17 protein-coding genes are annotated in these 22,036 nt (G+C 59.7%); 10 read left to right on the top strand and 7 right to left on the bottom strand.

What is annotated here, in order from left to right; genetic code table 11:
• Positions 1 to 84 precede the first annotated feature (84 nt).
• The 4 genes from L8H52_RS10655 to L8H52_RS10640 all read left to right on the top strand — a co-directional run bounded on the left by L8H52_RS10655 (position 85) and on the right by L8H52_RS10640 (position 3,664).
• The gene (locus L8H52_RS10655) at positions 85 to 573 is read left to right on the top strand and encodes a DUF3015 domain-containing protein (RefSeq protein WP_242207006.1); all 489 of its coding nucleotides are present in this window, start codon (positions 85 to 87) and stop codon (positions 571 to 573) included.
• Positions 574 to 667: 94 nt separating this feature from the next.
• Positions 668 to 2,521 carry a DUF4105 domain-containing protein gene (locus tag L8H52_RS10650; RefSeq protein ID WP_242207005.1) on the top strand — a complete coding sequence of 618 codons (1,854 nt, stop codon included), beginning with the start codon at positions 668 to 670 and terminating at the stop codon, positions 2,519 to 2,521.
• A 221-nt stretch (positions 2,522 to 2,742) separates the two neighbouring features.
• Positions 2,743 to 3,099 (top strand): hypothetical protein, encoded by a 357-nt coding sequence (locus tag L8H52_RS10645; RefSeq protein ID WP_242207004.1) that lies wholly within the window; start codon positions 2,743 to 2,745, stop codon positions 3,097 to 3,099.
• Between the two features lie 70 nt (positions 3,100 to 3,169).
• Positions 3,170 to 3,664 (top strand): GreA/GreB family elongation factor, encoded by a 495-nt coding sequence (locus L8H52_RS10640; protein ID WP_242207003.1) that lies wholly within the window; start codon positions 3,170 to 3,172, stop codon positions 3,662 to 3,664.
• On the opposite strand, the gene gdhA is transcribed toward L8H52_RS10640, so the two are convergent.
• Positions 3,661 to 4,998 (bottom strand): NADP-specific glutamate dehydrogenase, encoded by a 1,338-nt coding sequence (gene gdhA, locus L8H52_RS10635; protein WP_242207002.1) that lies wholly within the window; start codon positions 4,996 to 4,998, stop codon positions 3,661 to 3,663. The two genes, L8H52_RS10640 and gdhA, sit on opposite strands and share 4 nt — an antisense overlap.
• A gap of 349 nt (positions 4,999 to 5,347) precedes the next feature.
• A complete protein-coding gene (gene ettA / locus L8H52_RS10630; protein ID WP_064118743.1) occupies positions 5,348 to 7,012 on the bottom strand; it encodes an energy-dependent translational throttle protein EttA in 1,665 nt (554 codons plus the stop codon).
• 425 nt (positions 7,013 to 7,437) lie between these two features.
• Between ettA and morA the strand changes: the two genes are divergently transcribed.
• The 5 genes from morA (at position 7,438) to L8H52_RS10605 (ending at position 15,851) form a co-directional block, all read left to right on the top strand.
• Positions 7,438 to 11,286 carry a cyclic di-GMP receptor MorA gene (morA, locus tag L8H52_RS10625; RefSeq protein ID WP_242207001.1) on the top strand — a complete coding sequence of 1,283 codons (3,849 nt, stop codon included), beginning with the start codon at positions 7,438 to 7,440 and terminating at the stop codon, positions 11,284 to 11,286.
• A 239-nt stretch (positions 11,287 to 11,525) separates the two neighbouring features.
• Complete coding sequence (glyA, locus tag L8H52_RS10620; RefSeq protein ID WP_007909785.1) at positions 11,526 to 12,779, top strand: serine hydroxymethyltransferase; 1,254 nt, start codon at positions 11,526 to 11,528, stop codon at positions 12,777 to 12,779.
• Positions 12,780 to 13,053: 274 nt separating this feature from the next.
• Complete coding sequence (locus L8H52_RS10615; RefSeq protein WP_242207000.1) at positions 13,054 to 14,367, top strand: C4-dicarboxylate transporter DctA; 1,314 nt, start codon at positions 13,054 to 13,056, stop codon at positions 14,365 to 14,367.
• A gap of 49 nt (positions 14,368 to 14,416) precedes the next feature.
• The gene (locus tag L8H52_RS10610) at positions 14,417 to 15,121 is read left to right on the top strand and encodes a FadR/GntR family transcriptional regulator (protein WP_242206999.1); all 705 of its coding nucleotides are present in this window, start codon (positions 14,417 to 14,419) and stop codon (positions 15,119 to 15,121) included.
• Positions 15,122 to 15,140: 19 nt separating this feature from the next.
• Complete coding sequence (locus tag L8H52_RS10605) at positions 15,141 to 15,851, top strand: GntR family transcriptional regulator (protein ID WP_242206998.1); 711 nt, start codon at positions 15,141 to 15,143, stop codon at positions 15,849 to 15,851.
• A 113-nt stretch (positions 15,852 to 15,964) separates the two neighbouring features.
• On the opposite strand, the gene yjiA is transcribed toward L8H52_RS10605, so the two are convergent.
• The 3 genes from yjiA to L8H52_RS10590 form a co-directional block, all read right to left on the bottom strand.
• Positions 15,965 to 16,936 (bottom strand): GTPase, encoded by a 972-nt coding sequence (gene yjiA, locus L8H52_RS10600; RefSeq protein WP_242206997.1) that lies wholly within the window; start codon positions 16,934 to 16,936, stop codon positions 15,965 to 15,967.
• A 162-nt stretch (positions 16,937 to 17,098) separates the two neighbouring features.
• Complete coding sequence (locus tag L8H52_RS10595) at positions 17,099 to 17,296, bottom strand: YbdD/YjiX family protein (RefSeq protein WP_003228401.1); 198 nt, start codon at positions 17,294 to 17,296, stop codon at positions 17,099 to 17,101.
• 15 nt (positions 17,297 to 17,311) lie between these two features.
• Positions 17,312 to 19,378 carry a carbon starvation CstA family protein gene (locus L8H52_RS10590; RefSeq protein ID WP_242206996.1) on the bottom strand — a complete coding sequence of 689 codons (2,067 nt, stop codon included), beginning with the start codon at positions 19,376 to 19,378 and terminating at the stop codon, positions 17,312 to 17,314.
• A gap of 159 nt (positions 19,379 to 19,537) precedes the next feature.
• On the opposite strand from L8H52_RS10590, the gene L8H52_RS10585 reads away from it, so the two are divergent.
• Complete coding sequence (locus L8H52_RS10585; protein WP_242206995.1) at positions 19,538 to 19,906, top strand: PilZ domain-containing protein; 369 nt, start codon at positions 19,538 to 19,540, stop codon at positions 19,904 to 19,906.
• Positions 19,907 to 20,024: 118 nt separating this feature from the next.
• On the opposite strand, the gene radA is transcribed toward L8H52_RS10585, so the two are convergent.
• Positions 20,025 to 21,392 carry a DNA repair protein RadA gene (gene radA, locus L8H52_RS10580; protein WP_007909773.1) on the bottom strand — a complete coding sequence of 456 codons (1,368 nt, stop codon included), beginning with the start codon at positions 21,390 to 21,392 and terminating at the stop codon, positions 20,025 to 20,027.
• Between the two features lie 45 nt (positions 21,393 to 21,437).
• Complete coding sequence (locus tag L8H52_RS10575) at positions 21,438 to 21,983, bottom strand: ankyrin repeat domain-containing protein (RefSeq protein WP_242206994.1); 546 nt, start codon at positions 21,981 to 21,983, stop codon at positions 21,438 to 21,440.
• Between the last annotated feature and the right edge of the window lie 53 nt (positions 21,984 to 22,036).

Raw genomic sequence — 22,036 nt, 5'->3', positions numbered from 1 at the left:
ACTGGCTTCGTTTGGGTCTGTTTCGTACAGAGCTTGGGGGGCCAGAACCCTGTCCATTGGTATGCACACAAAGAGAAAAAAGCTATGAAACGGATTCTTCTCGGTACTCTCTTCACCGCTGTATCCATCAACGCAATGGCGCAAGCTCCAGGCGGCCCGGATTGCGGTTGGGGCAACATGCTGTTCGAAGGTCAGCGTGGCACCCCGGCGCACTTCCTCGCTTCCACCACCAACGGCACTTCCGGTAACGCCACCTTCGGGATGACGTCCGGCACCAACGGTTGCTCGACCAATGCATCGCTGACCTACGGCGGCAAATCCTGGTTTGCCATGAATGGCATGATGAACGAGCTGTCCGAAGACATGGCCAAAGGCAACGGCGAAGCGCTGACGACTTACGCCGTGGTACTGGGCGTGGCGCCGGAAGACCGTGCGCACTTCGCTGCCGTGACTCACGAGCACTTCCAGCAGATCTTCAGCAAGGCTGACGTGACCGCTGAAGACGTGCATACCAACACCATCGCTGTTCTGAAAGCCGATCCTCGTCTGGCCAAGTACGCCACACAGGCTTAAGCTCGACCCCACCCGCTTCTTTCGGGAAGCGGGTTTTATTTTTTCGGCCCGCCCTCCTTGGGTCTTTATTTCTTTCCTGTTCAAGTTGCCGACTATGCTCAAACGCCTTGCCTGGCTGGCGCTCTGTGTCTGCGCCCCGCTGTCCGCCGCGCCAACCATCGACCCTCAACGTTTGCAGCAACTGGCCAACGACCGCTTCTGGATTTCCCTCGGTCACTACGAAACCGCCAAGCTTGGCGGCTGGCGCAGCTATGTCAGCGACAAGAAATTCTTTCTCGCGCCCGATGGCAACGAACATCCCGATCATGAACTGGCGGCCACCGTGCAAGCGCTGTACGCCCCGGCCAGTCTCGGCGAGCAACATGCGCAATGTGTTTATCCGGCGCGCACTCGCTGGCTGAGAGCGCAGCTAAATCTCACCGATCTGCCGACGCCCGAGTGCGCCGAGTACAAGAAATGGTTCAAGGACGTCTCGCCGCACAGCGCGGTGATGATCTTCCCGGCGGCTTATTTGAACAGTCCGTCATCGATGTTCGGCCACACCTTGCTGCGTATCGATCAGGCCGATGTGCAGGCCGACAAGACGTCGCTGCTCAGTTACGCGATCAACTTCGGCGCCTACATCGAAGGTTCGGACAACAGCATTCTCTACGCCTGGAAAGGCTTGATGGGCGGTTATCCCGGGTTGTTCGCGCTGGTGCCGTATCAGGAGAAACTTTCCGAATACCGCAGCCTGGAAAACCGCGATCTGTGGGAATACCGACTGAATCTGACCCAGGAAGAAACCGCGCGCATGGTCGAGCATGTGTGGGAGTTGAAGCAGATTCAGTTCGACTATTTCTTCTTCGACGAAAACTGCTCGTATCGTCTGCTTGAGTTGCTGCAGGTCGCACGGCCAAGTCTGCGCCTGACCGAACAATTCCCATTGACCGCGATTCCCACCGATACCGTCAAAGCGGTGAAGGAAGCCGGGCTGGTGGAAAGTATCGAATACCGGCCATCGCGCGAGCGTGAATTGCTCAGCCGTGCCGAGCCGCTCAGTGATGAAGAACAGCAATGGGTGCTGAAAGTCAGCGCCGATCAGCAAGTGCTGCAGGATCCAGCCTTCAAAGCCCTGCCCCGCGACCGTCAGGCGCTGATCATCGACGCGGCGTATCGTCTGGAGCGCTACCGCGCCAACGGTCAGGAACGTGATCCGCAACGGGCGCAGCGCAGTTTTGAGCTGCTGCGGGCGATCAACAAGAACCCCGCACCCGAGCTGGAAATTCCGCAACCGGGCCTGCCTGAAGACGGTCACGAATCACGCACCTGGCAGGCCGGTCTCGGCACCCGTGGTGATCGTGCGTTCGGCGAATACGGCTTGCGCATGGCTTATCACGACCTGAATGACAACGCCGAAAGCTTCCCGCTCGGCGCGCAGATTGAAATCCTGCAGATGAAGCTGCGTCAGTACGAGGGCAATCACTGGCAGTTCCAGCAACTGGATCTGGCGACGATTCGTTCGCTGACACCGCGCAATGAGCTGCTGCAGCCACTGTCATGGCAAGTCACTGGCGGTCTTGAGCGGGTACCGGGCAAGCATGATGACGAGACGTTGGTCAGCCATGTGAATGGTGGTGGTGGCGGCACTTGGGCGTTGGGTGACGATGTGCTGGGCTTTGCCCTCGGTACCGTGCGCGTTGAGCACAACAATGACTTCGCCGAATTTGTTTCTCCGGCCGGCGGTTTCAATACCGGCGTGTTGTGGAAAAACCCGCTGGGCAATCTGAGCCTGGAGGCCAAGGGGGATTACTTCTTCAATGGCGAAGTGCGCCGCAGTCTGAGTCTGAACCAGCAGTGGGAATTGTCGCGCAATCTGGGTTTGCGCCTGAGTGCGCAGCGTGAGTTCAGCCACCTTGCCACGCCGGAAACGGAAGTGATGCTTGAAGTGAAGTGGTATCACTACTGATCTGAAGCCCGACAAATTCCACCCTGTGGGAGCGAGCCTGCTCGCGAAAGCGTTGGGTCAGTCAGCATCTTTGTTGAATAACCGATTGCATTCGCGAGCAGGCTCGCTCCCACATTTGGTTTTGTGGTGTTAATGGATTTTTCACGGGGCTTCGACAGCCGTGTCATGAATCCCCTTCTAGACTTTCCCCATAAGCCGGACAACCGGCGCGGGAGAGTGCGATGTGGCGGTGTGCGGGTTTGCTGGGTGTTGTGCTGTTGCTGGGCGGTTGCCAGTCCACCCATGAAGATTTGATCGCCAAGGGTTATCCACCGGCCTTCGCCGACGGCTTCGATGATGGTTGTGTCAGCGGTCGCCAGGCGGCCGGTTCGATCAGCGGCGAGTTTCGCAAGAACGTGCCGCGCTATCTCAAGGACAAGCAATACGCCGAAGGCTGGACCGACGGCTTTCGCCAATGTCAGGCGATGCTGGAAAACAAGGGCCGCGAAGAGTATCGCAACGAACACTGGGACGAACGCGAGCGCGCCTGGCAGCAACAGAAGGATCAAGACGCCGGGCGGGCCTATCGCTCGCCATAGGTCGCTTCCAGACATCCAGTGAAACCAAATGCCTGCGAGCATGGCCCAAACCTCATACGAGGAGGACATCATGAGCCGCGCATTCGTCAACGAAGACAACGCCGCCGCGCAAGCCGATCAGCCGGTCGAACGCCAGGTCAGCACGCAGCCCAATTACGTCACGCCGCAAGGGCTGGCGCAGTTGCAGGCGAAAGTCGCCGAACTGCAAACCCTGCATGCCGAACAATCGGCCAAAGGTGAGCAGGCCGACAAGCAACGCCTGGCGGACCTGGAACGGGATCTGCGTTATTTCAATCAACGCCTGAGCAGCGCACAAGTCGCGGTTGCCGCGACCTCCACCGACAAGGTGCAGATCGGCAGTCGGGTGACCTACGCCGACGAACACGACACCGAACGCCGGGTGCAACTGGTCGGCGAAGATCAGGCCGATGCCAGCAAAGGCCTGATCAATTGGGGCTCACCGCTGGGCCGCGCCCTGCTCGGTGCCCGACTCAACGACGAGGTGCTGTGGCAGCGCCCCGCCGGCGATCAGGTGATTGAAGTGATCCGCATCGAACCGGCTTAAACCACACCTTGCGCCAGCATCGCGTCGGCGACTTTGACGAAACCGGCAATGTTCGCGCCTTTGACGTAGTTGATCCGGCCGTTCTCTTCGCCGTAATGCACGCAAGCGTGATGGATCGACTGCATGATCGCGTGCAACTTGCTGTCCACCTCGCCCGCTGTCCACAGCAGGCGCATGGCGTTCTGCGACATCTCCAGACCGCTCACTGCCACGCCACCAGCGTTGGACGCTTTGCCCGGGGCAAACAGAATCCCGGCCTCGATAAAGATATCCACAGCCTCGAGCGTAGTCGGCATGTTCGCGCCCTCAGCTACGCACACGCAGCCATTGCGCAACAACGCGTGTGCGGCTTCAGCGTCGAGCTCATTCTGCGTAGCGCACGGCAGCGCGATGTCGCACGGCAGCGACCACGGCAATTGCCCGGCGCGGAATTCCAGACCGAACGCTGCCGCCAGTTCGCTGATGCGTCCGCGTTTGACGTTTTTCAATTCCAGCAACGCCAGCCACTGCTCTTCGCTCAACCCGGCCTCGCAATACAGCGTGCCCTCGGAGTCGGACAGCGAAATCACCTTGCCGCCCAGGTCCATGACTTTGCGCGCGGCGTATTGCGCAACGTTACCGGAGCCGGAAATCGCCACGCGCTTGCCTTCAACGGTCTGCTCGCGACGCTTGAGCATTTCTTCGGCGAAGTACACGCAGCCGAAACCGGTGGCTTCCGGACGAATCAGGCTGCCGCCGTAGGTCATGCCTTTGCCGGTCAAAACGCTGGTGAACTGGTTGCTCAGGCGTTTGTACTGGCCGAACAGGAAACCGATCTCGCGCGCACCGACACCGATGTCACCAGCCGGCACGTCAACGTCGGCACCAATATGGCGATACAACTCGCTCATGAACGCCTGGCAGAAGCGCATGACTTCGGCGTCGCTCTTGCCCTTCGGATCGAAGTCGGAACCGCCCTTGCCACCGCCCATGGGCAACGAGGTCAGGGAATTCTTGAAGGTCTGTTCGAAGGCGAGGAATTTCAGCACGCCCAGGTTCACCGACGGGTGAAAGCGCAAACCACCCTTGTACGGACCGATGGCGCTGTTCATCTGGATGCGGAAACCGCGATTGACCTGGACCTTGCCCTGATCGTCGACCCACGACACGCGGAACACCACCGCGCGCTCCGGCTCGCAAATGCGCTCCAGAATTCCCGAGGTCAGGTAATGCGGATTGGCTTCGAGAAACGGCCACAGACTGCGCAGGACTTCTTCGACGGCCTGGTGGAATTCGGGTTGATCCGGGTCGCGTTTTTTCAAGCGGGCAAGGAAGGATTCGACGGATTCGATCATGGCAAAAGTCTCGGCAAATTTATTGTCGTTGGAGGAGATTGGGCCGGACTGTAACAAACGAATTGCGCACTGGAACAGAGCAAAATGTCGCAGTTATGAAATTAAATGGTGCACAGGATATAAATTCGAAGGATTTTCGAGGTGATTCCGCACCTGAATGGGGAGTCTGGATTCAAGAAATGCACCAGCAGTTATAGCGCTTTCGCGAGCAGGCTCGCTCCCACAGGGGAATGCATTTCAAATGTGGGAGCGAGCCTGCTCGCGAAGGGATCGCCTCGGTCCCGCTGACAAAAACCGGGCAAAAAAAACGGAGCCCGAAGGCTCCGCTTTTTCATGTAACCAACCTGAATCAGGCCAGTTTCTTGTGACGTACCCGGTGTGGCTGGGCAGCTGCTTCGCCGAGACGCTTTTTACGATCAGCTTCGTACTCGGTGTAGTTGCCTTCGAAGAAGATCGCTTGCGAATCGTCTTCGTACGCCAGGATGTGCGTTGCCACGCGGTCAAGGAACCACCGATCGTGAGAGATCACAATGGCGGCGCCCGGGAAGTCCAGCAAGGCTTCTTCCAGGGAACGCAGGGTTTCAACGTCGAGGTCGTTGGACGGTTCGTCGAGCAGCAGGACGTTACCGCCCTCCTTCAGGGTCAGCGCCAGGTGCAGACGACCGCGTTCACCACCGGAGAGGTCCTTGACGAACTTCTGCTGATCGCCGCCCTTGAAGTTGAAGCGACCGACGTAAGTACGCGACGGGATCTCGTAGTTGCCGATGCGGATCTGGTCGGAACCGTCGGAGATCTGCTGGAACACAGTCTTGCTGCCATCGAGGTCATCGCGGCTCTGATCGACGCAGGCCAGTTGCACGGTTTCGCCGACTTCGATGCTGCCCGAATCCGGTGTTTCCTTGCCCATCAGCATGCGGAACAGGGTCGACTTACCGGCACCGTTACCACCGATCACACCAACGATGGCGCCTTTCGGCATCGAGAACGACAGGTTGTCGATCAGCACGCGATCGCCGTAGCCCTTGGTGACGTTCTTGAATTCGATGACCTTGTCGCCCAGGCGTGGACCGGCCGGGATGTAGATCTCGTTGGTTTCGCTGCGCTTCTGGAATTCCTGCGATTGCATTTCTTCGAAGCGTTGCAGACGTGCCTTGGATTTCGACTGGCGGGCCTTCGCGCCTTTGCGCACCCACTCCAGTTCTTCCTTCATGGCTTTTTCGTGGGCCGACTGCTGCTTGGATTCGGCGGCCAGACGATCGGACTTGGCTTCGAGCCAGCCCGAGTAGTTGCCTTCGTACGGAATGCCCGCGCCGCGGTCGAGTTCGAGAATCCAGCCAGCGACGTTGTCGAGGAAGTAACGGTCGTGCGTGATCGCTACCACGGTGCCCGGGAAGTCGTGCAGGAAGTGCTCCAGCCACGCAACCGAATCGGCGTCCAAGTGGTTGGTTGGTTCGTCGAGCAGCAGCATGTCCGGAGCGGACAGCAGCAGACGGCACAGGGCCACGCGACGTTTTTCGCCACCAGAGAGGAATTCGACCTTGGCGTCCCATGCAGGCAGACGCAGTGCGTCGGCGGCGACTTCCAGTTGGCGATCAAGGTTATGACCGTCGCTGGCTTGCAGGATCGCTTCGAGCTTGGCCTGTTCGGCAGCCAGTTTGTCGAAGTCGGCATCTTCTTCAGCGTAAGCCGCGTAGACCTCGTCCAGGCGAGCCTGGGCGTTCTTGATCACGCTGACCGCTTCCTCGACCACTTCACGCACGGTTTTGGTTGGGTCAAGTTGCGGCTCTTGCGGCAGATAACCGATGTTCAGTTCCGGCATCGGACGGGCCTCGCCCTCGAACTCGGTGTCGACGCCAGCCATGATTTTCAGCAGCGTGGACTTACCCGAACCGTTGAGGCCGAGTACGCCGATCTTGGCGCCGGGGAAGAAGGACAGCGAAATGTTTTTGAGAATTTCCCGCTTCGGCGGAACAACTTTGCCCAGCCGATGCATGGTGAAGACGTATTGAGCCATGGAGAACCTTGGGTCAGTGACAGATGAATGATTGCAGCGCAGGCGATGCCCGGCCAGACCATGCGCGTCGTTCACTTGATGGTTATCAATGCGTGCGCGCTGAAAAAGTCTGAGTCTAGGAGCTGGACCAGACGCTGTTAAAACGTAACGAGCGAAGGAAAGACAAGGCGAAAACAGGCGAGGACGCGGAGTTTACGGGTTGTAAATGAGCAGTCCGAGCCTGTTTTCAACGCAGTATTTCCGAGCGCAGTAGTTTTAACAGTGTCTTGGCTCCCGCGTAACCGGCAAAGCTACCTTAATGATGAAAGGCAGTCCAGCCGCGCGGGGCTGGCACTTCGCCACGACTCAAGGCATGCTAGCCGCCCTTTGGGCGTCCGGCTTATAGTGCACGTCGCGCCAGTCCAGCCAAACCGCAGGATTACAGCTTGTCCAATGTCACTCCGCCAGCTTCTGTGAGCAGCACCCCACCGGCGCCCGGCTCGTCCCTGCGCGGTACATTAAAGGGTGCGCTGGCGACGCTCGTGCTTTTGTTGCTGGCGTTGCTGTTCTGGCAACTGCTCGATCAACTGCGCGAAACCCAGAAAAACCAGCGTCAGTACACCATCGACTACACCGCCGACCTCGCCTCGCAGGTCAGCCTGAACATGGCGCTGAACGCACAAATCGCCCTCAATCTGCTACCGATCGTCGAACAACCGCAATCAGCCGACGAACAGCAGGCGCTGCTGCGCAAGCTCCAGCAGTCGCTGCCCGATCTGCGCAGCATGGCGTTGCTCAGCCCTTCCGGGCGAATCATCAGCGACAGCGCCGTCGACAGCCACGACGCCGACTACCTCACTGAACTGGTCCGCCGCAGTCACGCCCAGGCGCATTATTTCAGCAACGCCGATGACGGCTCGGTGGTGCATCTGTTGTTGCATCAGGCCAGCGGCAGCACGCGCGGCTACTGGGCATTGCGCCTGACACCGACATTCTTCGATTCGCTGACCAAACAGGGTGATATCGGTTTACGTCCGCTGTGGCTGGTGGAAAACCGCGTCAACCATCAGATCATCAGCCGCGACGAAGCGCTGCCGTCGGCCAAACCCGGCGTACTGACTCCGGACGACCTGGCCAACACCGTACTGACTGTGCCGCTGAGCAGCAGCGATTGGCAGTTGCGTGGGCTGTTTGACCGCCAACGCGTGCTCGAAGAACTGCTGCCAGCGTTTATCGGTAAATGCCTGTTGGGCCTGGCATTCTCGATGCTGCCGGTGATCGCGCTGCTGAACATGCGCCGCCGCCAACGCCAGTTACATGAGGGACGCCGACGCTATCAGGACATTTTCGAAGGCACCGGGGTTGCGCTGTGCGTGCTCGATCTGTCGGGTCTGAAGCAAGTCTTCGACAAGGCGCAGATCCAGACCAGCGACCAGCTCAAGGCCTGGCTCGACCAACCGCAGCAGCGCCAACAGTTGCTGCAGGAACTGCGCGTCACCGAGGTCAACCAGGTGGCGCTGCAACTGCTCAATGTCAATTCCTGCGAGCACGCCTGGCAATTGCTGATCGACGGCCATCCGCACCGCCATTGCGCAATCGGCAATCAAGTACTCGATGCCGTGCTGCAGCAACAAAAGCAGCTGGAACTGGAAATCAAACTGCCGGACATCAATGGCCGCGACCAGCACCTGTGGATGGTGTTGCGCCTGCCGACCGAGCAGCACGACTACAAAGCGGTGATCCTCAGCATCAACGACATCACCAGCCGCAAGCTGATCGAGTTGTCATTGCTTGAACGCGAAGGTTTCTGGTCGGACGTGGTGCGCACCGTGCCGGATCACCTGTATGTGCAGGATGTGATCAGCCAGCGGATGATTTTCAGCAACCACCACCTCGGCCAGACCCTGGGCTACAACCGCACCGAATTGCACCAGATGGGCGAGTACTTCTGGGAAATTCTCCTGCACCCGGAAGACGCCGATTACTACCACCGCTCGCGCCAGTTGCAGCGCCACGCCGGTTACAGCCAGTTGTTGCAATGCCAGTTGCGCTTCCGCCATCGCGACGGCAAATGGCGGCGTTTCGACATTCGCGAACAGGCCCTGGCGCGCGACAAGCACGATCAAGTCACGCGGATCATCGGCGTGGCCAAGGACATCACCGAACAGATCGAAGCCAGCGAATCGCTGCGTGACAGCGAACAGCGCTACCGCATGCTCGCCGAAAGCATCAGCGACGTGATCTTCTCCACCGACAGCAAGCTCTCGCTGAACTACGTCAGCCCGTCGGTGCAGGCGGTGCTGGGTTACGACGCCGAGTGGATTTTCCAGAACGGCTGGCAATCGACCATCGCCAACCCGCAGCAACTGAGCGGCATCCATACGCTGATGGACCGGGTCAGCAAGGCGCTGGACAACCCCGAACAACTGGCGATTTTGCGCCGTCAGGTACAGACGCAATTGTTCCTGTTCGACTGCCTGCGTGCCGATGGCCGCAAGATCCCGATCGAGCTGCGCCTGGTGCTGGTATGGGATGAGCACGGCGCGTTCGAAGGCGTGCTCGGTGTCGGCCGCGACATCAGCCAGCAGCGCCGCGCCGAAAAAGACCTGCGCATGGCGGCGACAGTATTCGAGCATTCCACGTCGGCGATCCTGATCACCGACCCGGCCGGTTACATCGTTCAGGCCAACGAAGCCTTCAGTCGCGTCAGTGGTTACGCCGTGGGCGAAGTGCTCGACCAGTTGCCGAACATGCTCACCGTTGACGAGCAACAGGACGCGCACTTGCGCTACGTGCTCAAACAACTGCACGAGCACAACACGTGGGAAGGCGAAGTCTGGATGAAGCGCCGTAATGGCGAGCACTACCCGGCATGGGTCGGCATCACCGCGGTGCTCGACGACGAAGGCGACCTGGCCAGTTACGTGTGTTTCTTCAGCGACATCAGCGAACGCAAGGCCAGCGAGCAGCGGATTCACCGCCTCGCCTACTACGACGCCCTGACCCACTTGCCGAACCGCACGCTGTTCCAGGATCGCCTGCACACCGCGCTGCAATCGGCCGAGCGGCAGAAGTCGTGGGTGGTGCTGATGTTCCTTGACCTCGACCGCTTCAAACCGATCAATGACTCCCTCGGCCACGCCGCCGGCGACCGCATGTTGAAAGACATGGCCACGCGTTTGCTGGCTTGCGTCGACGATGACGACACCGTGGCGCGCATGGGCGGCGACGAGTTCACGCTGCTGCTGCAACATCGCTCGAGCCGCGAACTGGCGCTGAACCGGGCGATTCATGTCGCCGAGCAGATCCTTGGCAGCCTGGTCCGACCGTTCGTGCTGGAAGGCCGCGAGTTCTTCGTCACTGCCAGTATCGGCATCGCCCTGAGTCCGCAGGACGGCAACGAACTCAGCCAGTTGATGAAGAACGCCGACACGGCGATGTACCACGCCAAGGAGCGCGGCAAGAACAACTTCCAGTTCTATCAGGCCGACATGAACGCCAGTGCGCTGGAGCGTCTGGAACTGGAAAGCGACTTGCGCCATGCCTTGGAGCAGAACGAATTCGTCCTGTATTACCAGCCGCAGTTCAGCGGCGACGGCAAACGCCTGACCGGCGCCGAAGCGCTGTTGCGCTGGCGTCATCCGCGTCGCGGACTGGTGCCGCCGGGGGATTTCATTCCGGTGCTGGAAGAACTCGGTCTGGTGGTGGACGTTGGCGACTGGGTGATCAGCGAGGCTTGCCGCCAGTTGAAGACCTGGCACCAGAACCGCGTGCGTGTACCGAAGGTCTCGGTGAACATTTCCGCGCGGCAGTTCTCCGATGGCCAGCTCGGCACGCGGATCGCCACGATCCTGCGCGAAACCGGCCTGCCGCCGGCGTGCCTGGAACTGGAACTGACCGAAAGTATCCTGATGCGCGAAGTCAGCGAAGCGATGCAGATTCTCGCCGGGCTGAAAAACCTTGGCCTGAGCATCGCGGTCGACGACTTCGGCACCGGTTACTCGTCGCTGAACTACCTCAAGCAATTCCCGATCGACGTGCTGAAAATCGACCGCACGTTTGTCGACGGTTTGCCGTCCGGCGAGCAGGACGCGCAGATTGCCCGGGCGATCATTGCCATGGCGCACAGCCTGAATCTGGCGGTGATCGCCGAAGGCGTGGAAACCCATGAACAGCTGGACTTCCTGCGTGAGCATGGTTGCGACGAGGTTCAGGGCTATCTGTTCGGGCGGCCGATGCCGGCTAGCCGGTTTGAGGCGCAGTTCAGCAATGATGCGCTGTTCATGTTCGACTGAAGATCGGCGGCGCGGCATTCGCGAGCAAGCTCGCTCCCACATGGGATTGATGTCGGTCAGAAAATCGCAGAGCACCTCGGTTACTGTGGGAGCGAGCCTGCTCGCGAAGGGGCCTTCAAAGGCACCGCACATCTGTCATGAACGCCACTTGTCTGCGACATGATGTCGTTTCATATGCCATCCAAAACCCATTGGGTTAGAATGCCCCCCTTTTCTGCCCCCGATCCTTGAGGACCGCCATGTTCAGCCGTGATTTGACTATTGCCAAGTACGACGCCGACCTTTTTGCCGCCATGGAGCAAGAAGCTCAGCGCCAGGAAGAACACATTGAGCTGATCGCTTCGGAAAACTACACCAGCCCAGCGGTGATGGAAGCTCAAGGCTCGGTCCTGACCAACAAGTACGCTGAAGGCTACCCAGGCAAGCGTTACTACGGTGGTTGCGAGTACGTCGACATCGTTGAACAACTGGCCATCGACCGCGCCAAAGAGCTGTTCGGCGCCGATTACGCCAACGTTCAGCCGCACGCCGGTTCGCAAGCCAACGCCGCCGTTTACCTGGCCCTGCTGCAAGGTGGCGACACCATTCTGGGCATGAGCCTGGCCCACGGCGGTCACCTGACCCACGGCGCCAGCGTTTCCTCCTCGGGCAAACTGTACAACGCGGTTCAATACGGCATCGACGCCAACGGCCTGATCGACTACGACGAAGTCGAGCGTCTGGCGGTTGAGCACAAGCCGAAAATGATCGTCGCCGGTTTCTCTGCCTACTCGCAGATTCTGGATTTCCCACGCTTCCGCGCCATCGCTGACAAGGTTGGTGCTTACCTGTTCGTCGACATGGCTCACGTGGCCGGTCTGGTTGCCGCTGGTGTTTACCCGAACCCGGTACCTTTCGCTGACGTCGTGACCACCACCACGCACAAGACCCTGCGCGGTCCACGTGGCGGCCTGATCCTGGCTCGCGCCAACGCCGACATCGAGAAGAAGCTGAACTCCGCGGTATTCCCGGGCGCCCAGGGTGGCCCGCTGGAGCACGTGATCGCCGCTAAAGCGATCTGCTTCAAGGAAGCGCTGCAGCCAGAGTTCAAGGCTTACCAGGAACAAGTGGTGCTGAACGCCCAGGCCATGGCCGAAGTGTTCATCGAGCGCGGTTTCGACGTCGTTTCCGGTGGCACCAAGAACCACCTGTTCCTGCTGTCGCTGATCAAGCAGGACATCTCCGGTAAAGACGCTGACGCCGCTCTGGGCAAAGCGTTCATCACCGTGAACAAGAACTCCGTGCCAAACGATCCACGCTCGCCGTTCGTCACTTCCGGCCTGCGCTTCGGTACTCCGGCTGTGACCACTCGCGGCTTCAAGCAAGCCGAGTGCAAAGAGCTGGCCGGCTGGATCTGCGACATCCTGGCTGACCTGAACAACGAAGCGGTGATCGACGCCGTTCGTGAGAAAGTCAAAGCCATCTGCAAGAAACTGCCGGTGTACGGCGCTTGATGCGACGTTAAACCCGCAGCATGAAAACCGGCCAAGTGATTGGCCGGTTTTTTTTCGTCCGGATTTTTTCAAACGCCTGAACCGCTCAAGAATGGGACTTGCCGCTCAACTGGTCAGACCGGTCATGCCAATTCGTCACTTTTCACTTGCGATCATGGAAAACCAGCGCCTAGACTGCGCCTGCACTGGACATACCGGTAAGACCACAATAATTAAGTCCTGAATCTGATGCGCCCCGCGCACGGCAGCCAGGACACCGACCAGGATTCCTCCCATGCTCAGATGGTGCTCGCGTTCAATCTTCCTCCAAGTGGTTCTCGGACTGATGCTCGGCATCGTCTGCGGGCTGACTCTTCCTGAATACTCGGCCCAGCTCAAACCGCTCGGCGACGGCTTCATCAAACTGATCAAGATGCTTATTGGCCTCATCGTGTTCTGCGTGGTGGTCAGCGGCATCAGCGGCGCGGGCGATCTGAAGAAGGTCGGGCGCATCGGCCTCAAATCGGTGATCTACTTCGAAGTGTTGACCACCATCGCGCTGGTGATCGGCCTGGTGTTCGCCTTCAGTACCGGCATTGGCAGCGGCGCGAACATCCATTTGGAGCAGCTGTCCGCCGCTAATATGGGCGACATCGCCCAGCGCGGCCAGCACATGCACACCACCACGCAGTTCCTGATGGACCTGATCCCGACATCGGTGATCGGCGCCTTCGCCGACAACAACATCCTGCAGGTGCTGCTGTTCTCGGTGCTGTTCGGCAGCGCGTTGAATCTGGTCGGTGAAGCGGCGTCCGGGATCTCCCGACTGATCAACGAACTGAGCCATGTGATCTTCCGCATCATGGGCATGATCGTGCGTCTGGCGCCGATCGGCGTGTTCGGCGCCATCGCCTTCACCACCAGCAAATACGGCCTCGATTCGCTGCAGCACCTGGGCAGTCTGGTCGGTTTGTTCTATCTGACCTGTATCGCCTTCGTCAGCGTGATTCTCGGTCTGGTGATGCGCGCCTCCGGCCTGCGTATGTGGCCGCTGCTCAAGTACCTGCGTGAAGAACTGTTGATCGTAATGGGTACGGCGTCGTCCGACGCGGTGCTGCCGCAGATCATGCGCAAACTTGAGCACCTGGGCATCGGCAGCTCGACCGTGGGTCTGGTGATTCCGACCGGCTACTCGTTCAACCTCGACGGTTTCTCGATCTACCTGACCCTGGCCATCGTCTTCATTGCCAACGCCACCGGCACGCCGCTGGCCATGACTGACCTGCTGACGATTCTGCTGGTGTCGCTGATTACCTCCAAAGGTGCTCACGGGATTCCGGGTTCGGCGCTGGTGATTCTGGCGGCAACATTGACGGCGATTCCGGCGATCCCGGTGGTCGGTCTGGTGTTGGTGCTGGCGGTGGACTGGTTCATGGGCATCGGCCGGGCGCTGACCAACCTGATCGGCAACTGCGTCGCCACTGTGGCCATCGCGCGCTGGGAAAAGGACATCGACGTACAGCGGGCGAACAAGGTGCTCAACGGTGAGCAGGGCTATAGCTTTCAGCCGAGAAAACCGGTCGCCCATGCGGCGGCCAAAGAATTCTGAATGACCGCCGTGCCTGCCCCTCCGCAGGCACGGCTCATGGAGCGAATACGTGATCACTACATCAACCGTCGTCAACTCAGTGGTAGAAAAACTGCGGGCCGCTTTGGCCCGTGGTCAGTGGCGCTCCGGCGACATGCTGCCGGGCCAGCGTGAACTGGCCGAACAACTGGGCATCAGCCGCCCGAGCCTGCGAGAAGCGGTGATCGTCCTGGAAACCCTCGGCCTCGTCCGCTCGATGCCGGGCAAAGGCGTGGTCGTGCTCGACGCGCACATCGGCGATAGCCAGAGCCACGACAGCGCGGTCGCCGGGGCCAGCCTCGAAGACGTGCTGCAACTGCGTTACACCCTTGAGCCATTCATCGTCGGCCTGGTCGCGCAATCGATCAGCAGCAAGGAAGTCGGTCAATTGCGCCTGACTTTGATGGACATGCGCGAAGCCCTTGAAGCCAGCGACAGCGAGGCCGGCGTCAACGCCTACATCGCCTTCCACGAAGAGCTGTTCACGCTGACCTCGAACCCGATTTTCCAGAGTGTCGTGCAGCAAACCAGCAATGCCCTCAAGCAGAGCGCCGAGGTGCTACGCAATTCCCCGGAACACCTCGCCGAACGCCTTGAAGAAAACGAAGCCGTAGTGCGCGCGATCCGCAGCAAGAACAGCGCCCAGGCCAGCGCCGAAATGCGTCGGCACATTCTGCGTGAAGGTCAGCGCATGGGCATTGAGCTGAATATTCCGGAAGACAACTTGAGTCGCTGATCCCTATTGGAGACAGGCCATGAACAGTTTCGCGTCACCCTCGCACGCCGGGCCGAGCGCCGCGCCCCTGCCCTTTTCCCGGCTGCGGGCGCCGGTGGAGGATCTTTATCCGCGACTGTTGGATGCGATTCTCGAACAGCGCATCAATCCCGACAGCCGCTTCACCGAAGACAGTTTGAAAGAGATGTTCTGTGTCAGCCGCGCTGATGTGCGGCGGGTGCTGACGCAGTTGTCGCTTGAGCAAGTCATTGTGTTGCGTGCCAACCATCGCCCGCGTGTGGCCGCACCTGATCGGGAGCAGACACGACAGACACTGCATGCGCGGCGGCTGGCCGAAAGCACGTTGGTGCGTCTGGCGTGTCAGCGCCCGCAAGCAGAAGACTTGAAACGCCTGCGCGGATTGATCGAGCGCGAGCGTGAGGCCGTCGAGCAGGATCGTCGCGGCGCAGCAATTCGCTTGTCCGGGGAGTTTCATTTGCACTTGGCGCAGATGGCGGGAAATACACCGTTGGCGCATTTTTTGAGCGGTCTGGTGCCGTCGACCTCATTGGCGATTGCGCGAAGTTCGTCGCAGACGCACAGCTGTTGCGCGTGGCGGGAGCATTTGGCGCTGGTTGAGGCCGTGGAGCGACGAGATGCTTCCAAGGCCGGAATGCTGATGAATCAGCATCTGGATCATCTTGAACAGACGCTGCTGGGTTCAGACCTTGAGCATTGTGCTGTCGGTTAAATCGCCTTCGCGAGCAGGCTCGCTCCCACAGGAGACCGTATTCCTTCCAGAGAAATGCGGTCCACTGTGGGAGCGAGCCTGCTCGCGAAGAGGCCATCACTGACAACCAAGATTCAGGCAGAAACCACTCTGGCAAACCCCGCCCGAATCTTCTCTTCCGGCAAATCATCAGCAATAAACACAATCACGCTTTCCCGCGCCTCACCCTCGGCCCATTCGGTGTCCCAGTCGAAACCATAAAGCTTTAACACGCCCTGAAACACCAAGCGCCGATCTTCCCCAGCAATGTTCAGCACGCCTTTGTAGCGCAGCAGTTGTTTGCCGTGTTCTTCCAGCAATTCATTCATGAATTCGCTGAGCTGATCGATATCCAGCGGTTGATCGGTACGCAGCACCAGACTGGAAATGCGATCAATCGACGGCGCCTTGCTCACCGGGCGCAGGCTCAAACCGCCGCCAAGATCAGCATTGAGGTTGAAGCCGCGCACATCCAGCAGTTCTGCCAGATCGATGTTGCCGTGATCAACCACACGGACTGGTGCCCGGCGATTGATCCGCGTCAGGCGTTCGCTCAGTGCGTTGAACGTGGCTGCGTCGACCAGATCGGTTTTGCTCACCAGCAAGCGATCGGCAAAACCAATCTGCGCCTGGGCAATGGTCTGGGTCAGGTGCACATCCGCGTGCGCCGCATCGACCAGGGTGATGATGCCGTCGAGCAGGTAACGCTCACGCAGTTCTTCGTCGATGAAAAAAGTCTGCGCCACCGGGGCCGGATCGGCCAGACCGGTGCATTCGATCACCAGACGGTCGAAGGCGATCTCGCCGCTGTCCAGTCGTTCGAGCAGCAGGTACAAGGCTTTGGTCAGATCAGTGTGAATGGTGCAGCAGACGCAGCCGTTGGCCAGAGTCATGACTTGCACCGGCTCGTCACCCAACAACTGAGTGTCGATGCCGGCGTCGCTGAATTCGTTTTCGATCACGGCGATTTTCAGGCCGTGCTCGGCTTTCAAGATATGGCGCAGCAAAGTGGTCTTGCCGGCGCCGAGGAAACCGCTGAGTACCGTTACCGGAATGGGAGAGGACAAACGCTTTCTCCTTCACAAAATGAATGAACAACACAAAAACAACTGTGGGAGCGAGCCTGCTCGCGAAAGCGGTATGCCAGTCAAATTATTCATCAACTGACACTCCGTATTCGCGAGCAGGCTCGCTCCCACAGGGATTACCTCAACCTTTGCGCTGTCAGCTCAACAGCACTTCGGCCCACCCTTGCCACCGTAACGGGCTTCCTGACGTTCGCGAAAGAACATCTCGTAGCTCATCACCGGTTTGTCCGGGTGCTTGGTTTGCATATGCTCGACGTAGGTGTCGTAGTCGGGCATGCCGACCATCAGGCGCGCGGCCTGACCGAGGTATTTACCGAGGCGACTCAGGTCATTGAACATGGTGCAATCCTCTGGTTACGCGTCCGGCAGGGCCTGGAATGGCGATTCTTTATCCGTACGCTCTTTTTTGCCCCAGGCGGCGATGCCGACCTTGAGCGCATAGAACAGGATGCTGAAGACCACGAACAGGAACAGCGCGGTAAGCGTTGCGTTGGTGTAGGCGTTGAAGATCACATGCTGCATCTGCTCGACGCTTTTTGCCGGTGCCAGCACCTGACCGTTGGCCAGCGCATCGCTGTACTTCTTGGCCAGCGACAGGAAGCCGATCGCCGGGTTGGCATCGAACAGCTTGATGAAGCCTGCAGTCGTGGTGCAGATCAGTAGCCAGGCCGCTGGCAACAGGGTGACCCAAATGTAGCGCTGACGTTTCATTTTGATCAGCACCACGGTGCCGAGCATCAGTGCGATACCGGCCAGCATCTGGTTGGAGATACCGAACAGTGGCCACAGGGTGTTGATGCCGCCCAGTGGATCGATCACGCCTTGGTAGAGCAACCAGCCCCACATCGCCACACAGCCGGCGGTGGCGATCAGGTTGGCGGTCCACGATTCAGTACGTCTCAGTGCCGGCACGAAAGAGCCGAGCAGATCCTGCAGCATGAAACGTCCGGCACGGGTACCGGCGTCGACTGCGGTCAGGATGAACAGCGCTTCGAACAGGATCGCGAAGTGGTACCAGAACGCCATGGTGTTTTCACCCGGCAGGACACTGTGCAGAATCTGCGCGATACCAACCGCCAGGGTCGGCGCACCGCCGGCACGGGCCAGAATAGTGGTTTCGCCAATGTCGTGCGCTACCGCTTGCAGCGCTTCCGGCGTAATCGCAAAGCCCCAGCTGGAAACCACTTGCGCAACCGAAGCGACATCACTGCCAACCACGGCGGCAGGGCTGTTCATGGCGAAGTACACACCTGGCTCGATCACCGAAGCGGCAACCATAGCCATGATCGCCACGAATGACTCCATCAGCATGCCGCCGTAACCGATATAACGGGCGTTGGTTTCGTTATCCAGCAGCTTCGGCGTGGTGCCCGAAGAAATCAGCGCGTGGAAGCCGGAAACCGCACCGCAGGCGATGGTGATGAACAGGAACGGGAACAGACCGCCCTTCCACACAGGGCCGGTGCCGTCGACGAACTGGGTCAGCGCCGGCATTTTCAGCTCGGGCATGGTTACCAGAATACCGATCGCCAGGGCGATGATGGTGCCGATCTTGAGGAACGTGGACAGATAGTCACGCGGCGCCAGAATCAGCCAGACCGGCAGCGATGCCGCGACGAAACCGTAACCGACCAGCATCCAGGTAATCTGCACGCCGGTGAAGGTGAACGCCTTGGCCCACACCGGATCAGCGGCAATCTGCCCGCCGAGCCAGATCGAACCGAGCAGCAGCAACACGCCGACCACGGAGATTTCGCCAATGCGGCCCGGGCGGATGTAGCGCATGTAAATGCCCATGAACATCGCGATCGGGATGGTCGCCATCACGGTGAAGATGCCCCACGGGCTCTCCGCCAGCGCCTTGACGACGATCAGCGCCAGCACCGCGAGGATGATGATCATGATCAGGAAGCAGCCGAACAGTGCAATGGTGCCGGGAATGCGGCCCATTTCTTCACGCACCATGTCACCGAGGGAACGGCCGTTGCGCCGGGTCGACATGAACAGAACCATAAAGTCCTGCACCGCGCCCGCCAGCACCACACCGGCTATCAGCCACAGCGTACCGGGCAGATAACCCATCTGCGCTGCCAATACCGGACCGACCAGAGGTCCGGCGCCCGCTATCGCTGCGAAGTGGTGACCGAAAAGAATGTGTTTGTTGGTCGGCACATAGTCCAGACCGTCGTTGTTGAGCACGGCGGGGGTGGCCCGACGCGGGTCCAGTTGCATCACATTGTTAGCGATGAACAGACTGTAGTAACGGTACGCAACCAGATAAATGGCCACGGCAGCGACCACGATCCACAAGGCGTTGATCGCCTCGCCGCGGCGCAAGGCCACTACGCCGAGGGCGCACGCTCCTACGATTGCCAGCACTAGCCAGGGTAAGTGGCGTAGCAGGCTATTATTATTTTTCATTTTATTATTCCAGCCAGGGTGGACAAGAAAGACAGCCACCCCGAGTTTAGCGCTTACGGCGCCAAAGGCCATACCCCGACGTTGGTCTAGACGCTTTAGCGATTGGCTGGCGCCCGCATTCGCGGTCTATAGTCAGCGAACCTTCATGAGGATTGCGCCATGAGCGAGCACCCAGCCAACCGTCGTCGCTTCAAACGTATTGCGTTCGATGCCAGAACCGAGCTGAGTCAGGGCGAGTACATCTGGCCGGTCAAATTGATTGATCTGTCGCTGAAAGGGTTGCTGATTGAACGGCCGGAGCCGTGGCTGGGCGATGCAGCGCAAGACTTTTTCGTCAGTATCCATCTGAGCCCGGACGTCGAAATCGAAATGGATGTGCATCTGACCCACAACGATCATGGACACTTGGGCTTTGTCTGCCGACACATCAGCCTGGAATCGATCCAGCGGTTGCGGCGGGTGATAGAGCTGAACCTGGCCGATCCGCAAGAGCTGGAACGCGAGCTGGGCGCCCTGATCGAGATCTAGCCATCAATACAAATCCCCTGTGGGAGCGAGCCTGCTCGCGAAGACGGTGTGTCATCGAGTAATGATGTCGACTGACACGGCCTCTTCGCGAGCAAGCTCGCTCCCACAGGTTAGGAGTTCACTCAAACAATGCGTCGAGGGCCTGTTCAAGGCGGGTGACGGCAATGATCTGCAAGCCCGGCGGGGATTCCTTTGGCGCATTGCCTTTGGGCACGATCGCCCGTTTGAAGCCATGCTTGGCGGCTTCCTTCAGACGTTCCTGGCCGCTCGGGACCGGACGGACTTCACCGGACAAGCCCACCTCACCGAATACCAGCAGGTCATGCGGCAACGGACGATTGCGCAAACTCGACATCACCGCCGCCATCAACGCCAGATCCGATGCCGTCTCCAGCACCTTCACCCCGCCAACCACGTTGAGAAACACGTCCTGATCGTGCGTCGGAATTCCGCCATGTCGATGCAAAACTGCGAGCAGCATCGCCAAACGGTTCTGATCCAGACCCAGCGTCACCCGTCGCGGGTTGGCCAGATGACTGTCATCGACCAGCGCCTGCACTTCCACCAGCATCGGCCGCGTGCCTTCCCACGTCGCCATGACCACACTGCCCGGAACTTCTTCCTGCGCGCGGGTGAGAAAAATCGCCGAGGGGTTCGAGACTTCTTTCAGACCCTTGTCAGTCATGCCGAACACGCCAAGCTCGTTGACCGCGCCGAAACGGTTTTTCACCGCGCGCAGCAAACGCAGACGCCCATCGGATTCGCCTTCGAAATACAGCACGGTGTCGACCATGTGCTCGAGAACGCGCGGACCGGCCAGCGCGCCTTCCTTGGTCACGTGGCCGACCAGAAAAATTGCCGTGCCGCTCTGCTTGGCATATCGCACCAGCAGCGCCGCACTCTCACGTACTTGCGATACGCCACCGGGTGCTGATTGCAGTTGCTCGGTGAAGATCGTCTGGATCGAGTCGATCACCATCACCTTGGGCTTTTCCTGGCGGGCGGTGGCAATGATGGTTTCGATGCAGGTTTCGGTCATCACCCGCAGTTGATCCTGCGGCAAACCGAGACGGCGGGCGCGCATGGCGACTTGCTGCTGGGATTCTTCGCCAGTGACGTAGAGGGCCGGCATGCTTTTGGCGAGATTGCACAGGGTCTGCAACAGGATCGTCGATTTGCCAATGCCCGGATCGCCGCCGATCAACACCACCGAGCCATCAACCAGGCCACCGCCAAGTACCCGATCCAGTTCACCGGAAGCGGTGGAGAAGCGCGGTATCTCTTCGATGCTGACTTCGGCCAGCGTCTTGATCTGCGCCTGCTGCCCGGCCCAACCGGTGCGCCCGGTCGGCGCCGTGGCGCCGCCGCTTTCGATCATGGTTTCGGTCAAGGTATTCCAGGCGCCGCATTCGCCGCACTGCCCGGCCCACTTGGGAAAGGTTGCGCCGCACTCGGTGCAGCCATACATGCGCTTGGCCTTGGCCATCAGAACCCCCGACAAAAACCGCGATGATAACGCACGGGCCGCCGATCAGCGCGGCGCAGCACTGCGGATTTCGCCGCTGGCCAGACGCGCGGCGCTATTGCCCAACGGATCTTCGGCCTCCAGATCAGCACCCTTGGCCTTCAGCGCATCGAGCAATTCCAGACGCTTGAACAGCCCGGCGTACATGGCTGCCGTCTGTCCGGCGCCGTTACGTTGATCGGGGCTGCAATCGGTGGCCATCAAGCGGCGGGCGATCTGCAACTCCCCCTTGAAAATCGCGCCCATCAGCGCCGTGTTGCCGCGCAGGTCCTGGGCACAGGCATCGGCGCCGGCGGCGAGCAAACGTTCCACTGCCGGCGCCTGACCGTGGTAGGCCGCCAGAATCAGCGCGGTGTAACCCTTGCTGTCGCGGGTGTCGAGGGAATAACCAGACTCGATGAACGTGTCGAGCATCGGCACATCACCGCGCCGGGCCGCGTCGAAATAATAGTCGCGCAGTTGAGACTTGATCGCCTCGGGACTCTGCTCGACCGGTCCCGCCCATGCCGCGAACGACAGACAACCGGCCAACAGTAAAAGACAGATTCGCATCAGCAGCCTCCTTGAACAGAACGGGGCCTGACTCAGGCCCCGTGTGCTACATC

It is taken from the genome of Pseudomonas sp. CROZ-RG-20F-R04-15 (genome assembly GCF_022662375.1).
Lineage (GTDB): Bacteria > Pseudomonadota > Gammaproteobacteria > Pseudomonadales > Pseudomonadaceae > Aquipseudomonas.
This window is presented reverse-complemented; position numbering and strand designations above follow the sequence as displayed.

Bases quoted from the DNA above. Each gene is read 5' to 3' on its own strand.
- L8H52_RS10655 (WP_242207006.1), top strand. From the start codon at position 85: ATGAAACGGATTCTTCTCGGTACTCTCTTCACCGCTGTATCCATCAAC.
- L8H52_RS10650 (WP_242207005.1), top strand. From the start codon at position 668: ATGCTCAAACGCCTTGCCTGGCTGGCGCTCTGTGTCTGCGCCCCGCTG.
- L8H52_RS10645 (WP_242207004.1), top strand. From the start codon at position 2,743: ATGTGGCGGTGTGCGGGTTTGCTGGGTGTTGTGCTGTTGCTGGGCGGT.
- L8H52_RS10640 (WP_242207003.1), top strand. From the start codon at position 3,170: ATGAGCCGCGCATTCGTCAACGAAGACAACGCCGCCGCGCAAGCCGAT.
- gdhA (WP_242207002.1), bottom strand. From the start codon at position 4,998: ATGATCGAATCCGTCGAATCCTTCCTTGCCCGCTTGAAAAAACGCGAC.
- ettA (WP_064118743.1), bottom strand. From the start codon at position 7,012: ATGGCTCAATACGTCTTCACCATGCATCGGCTGGGCAAAGTTGTTCCG.
- glyA (WP_007909785.1), top strand. From the start codon at position 11,526: ATGTTCAGCCGTGATTTGACTATTGCCAAGTACGACGCCGACCTTTTT.
- L8H52_RS10615 (WP_242207000.1), top strand. From the start codon at position 13,054: ATGCTCAGATGGTGCTCGCGTTCAATCTTCCTCCAAGTGGTTCTCGGA.
- L8H52_RS10605 (WP_242206998.1), top strand. From the start codon at position 15,141: ATGAACAGTTTCGCGTCACCCTCGCACGCCGGGCCGAGCGCCGCGCCC.
- L8H52_RS10595 (WP_003228401.1), bottom strand. From the start codon at position 17,296: ATGTTCAATGACCTGAGTCGCCTCGGTAAATACCTCGGTCAGGCCGCG.
- L8H52_RS10590 (WP_242206996.1), bottom strand. From the start codon at position 19,378: ATGAAAAATAATAATAGCCTGCTACGCCACTTACCCTGGCTAGTGCTG.
- L8H52_RS10585 (WP_242206995.1), top strand. From the start codon at position 19,538: ATGAGCGAGCACCCAGCCAACCGTCGTCGCTTCAAACGTATTGCGTTC.
- radA (WP_007909773.1), bottom strand. From the start codon at position 21,392: ATGGCCAAGGCCAAGCGCATGTATGGCTGCACCGAGTGCGGCGCAACC.
- L8H52_RS10575 (WP_242206994.1), bottom strand. From the start codon at position 21,983: ATGCGAATCTGTCTTTTACTGTTGGCCGGTTGTCTGTCGTTCGCGGCA.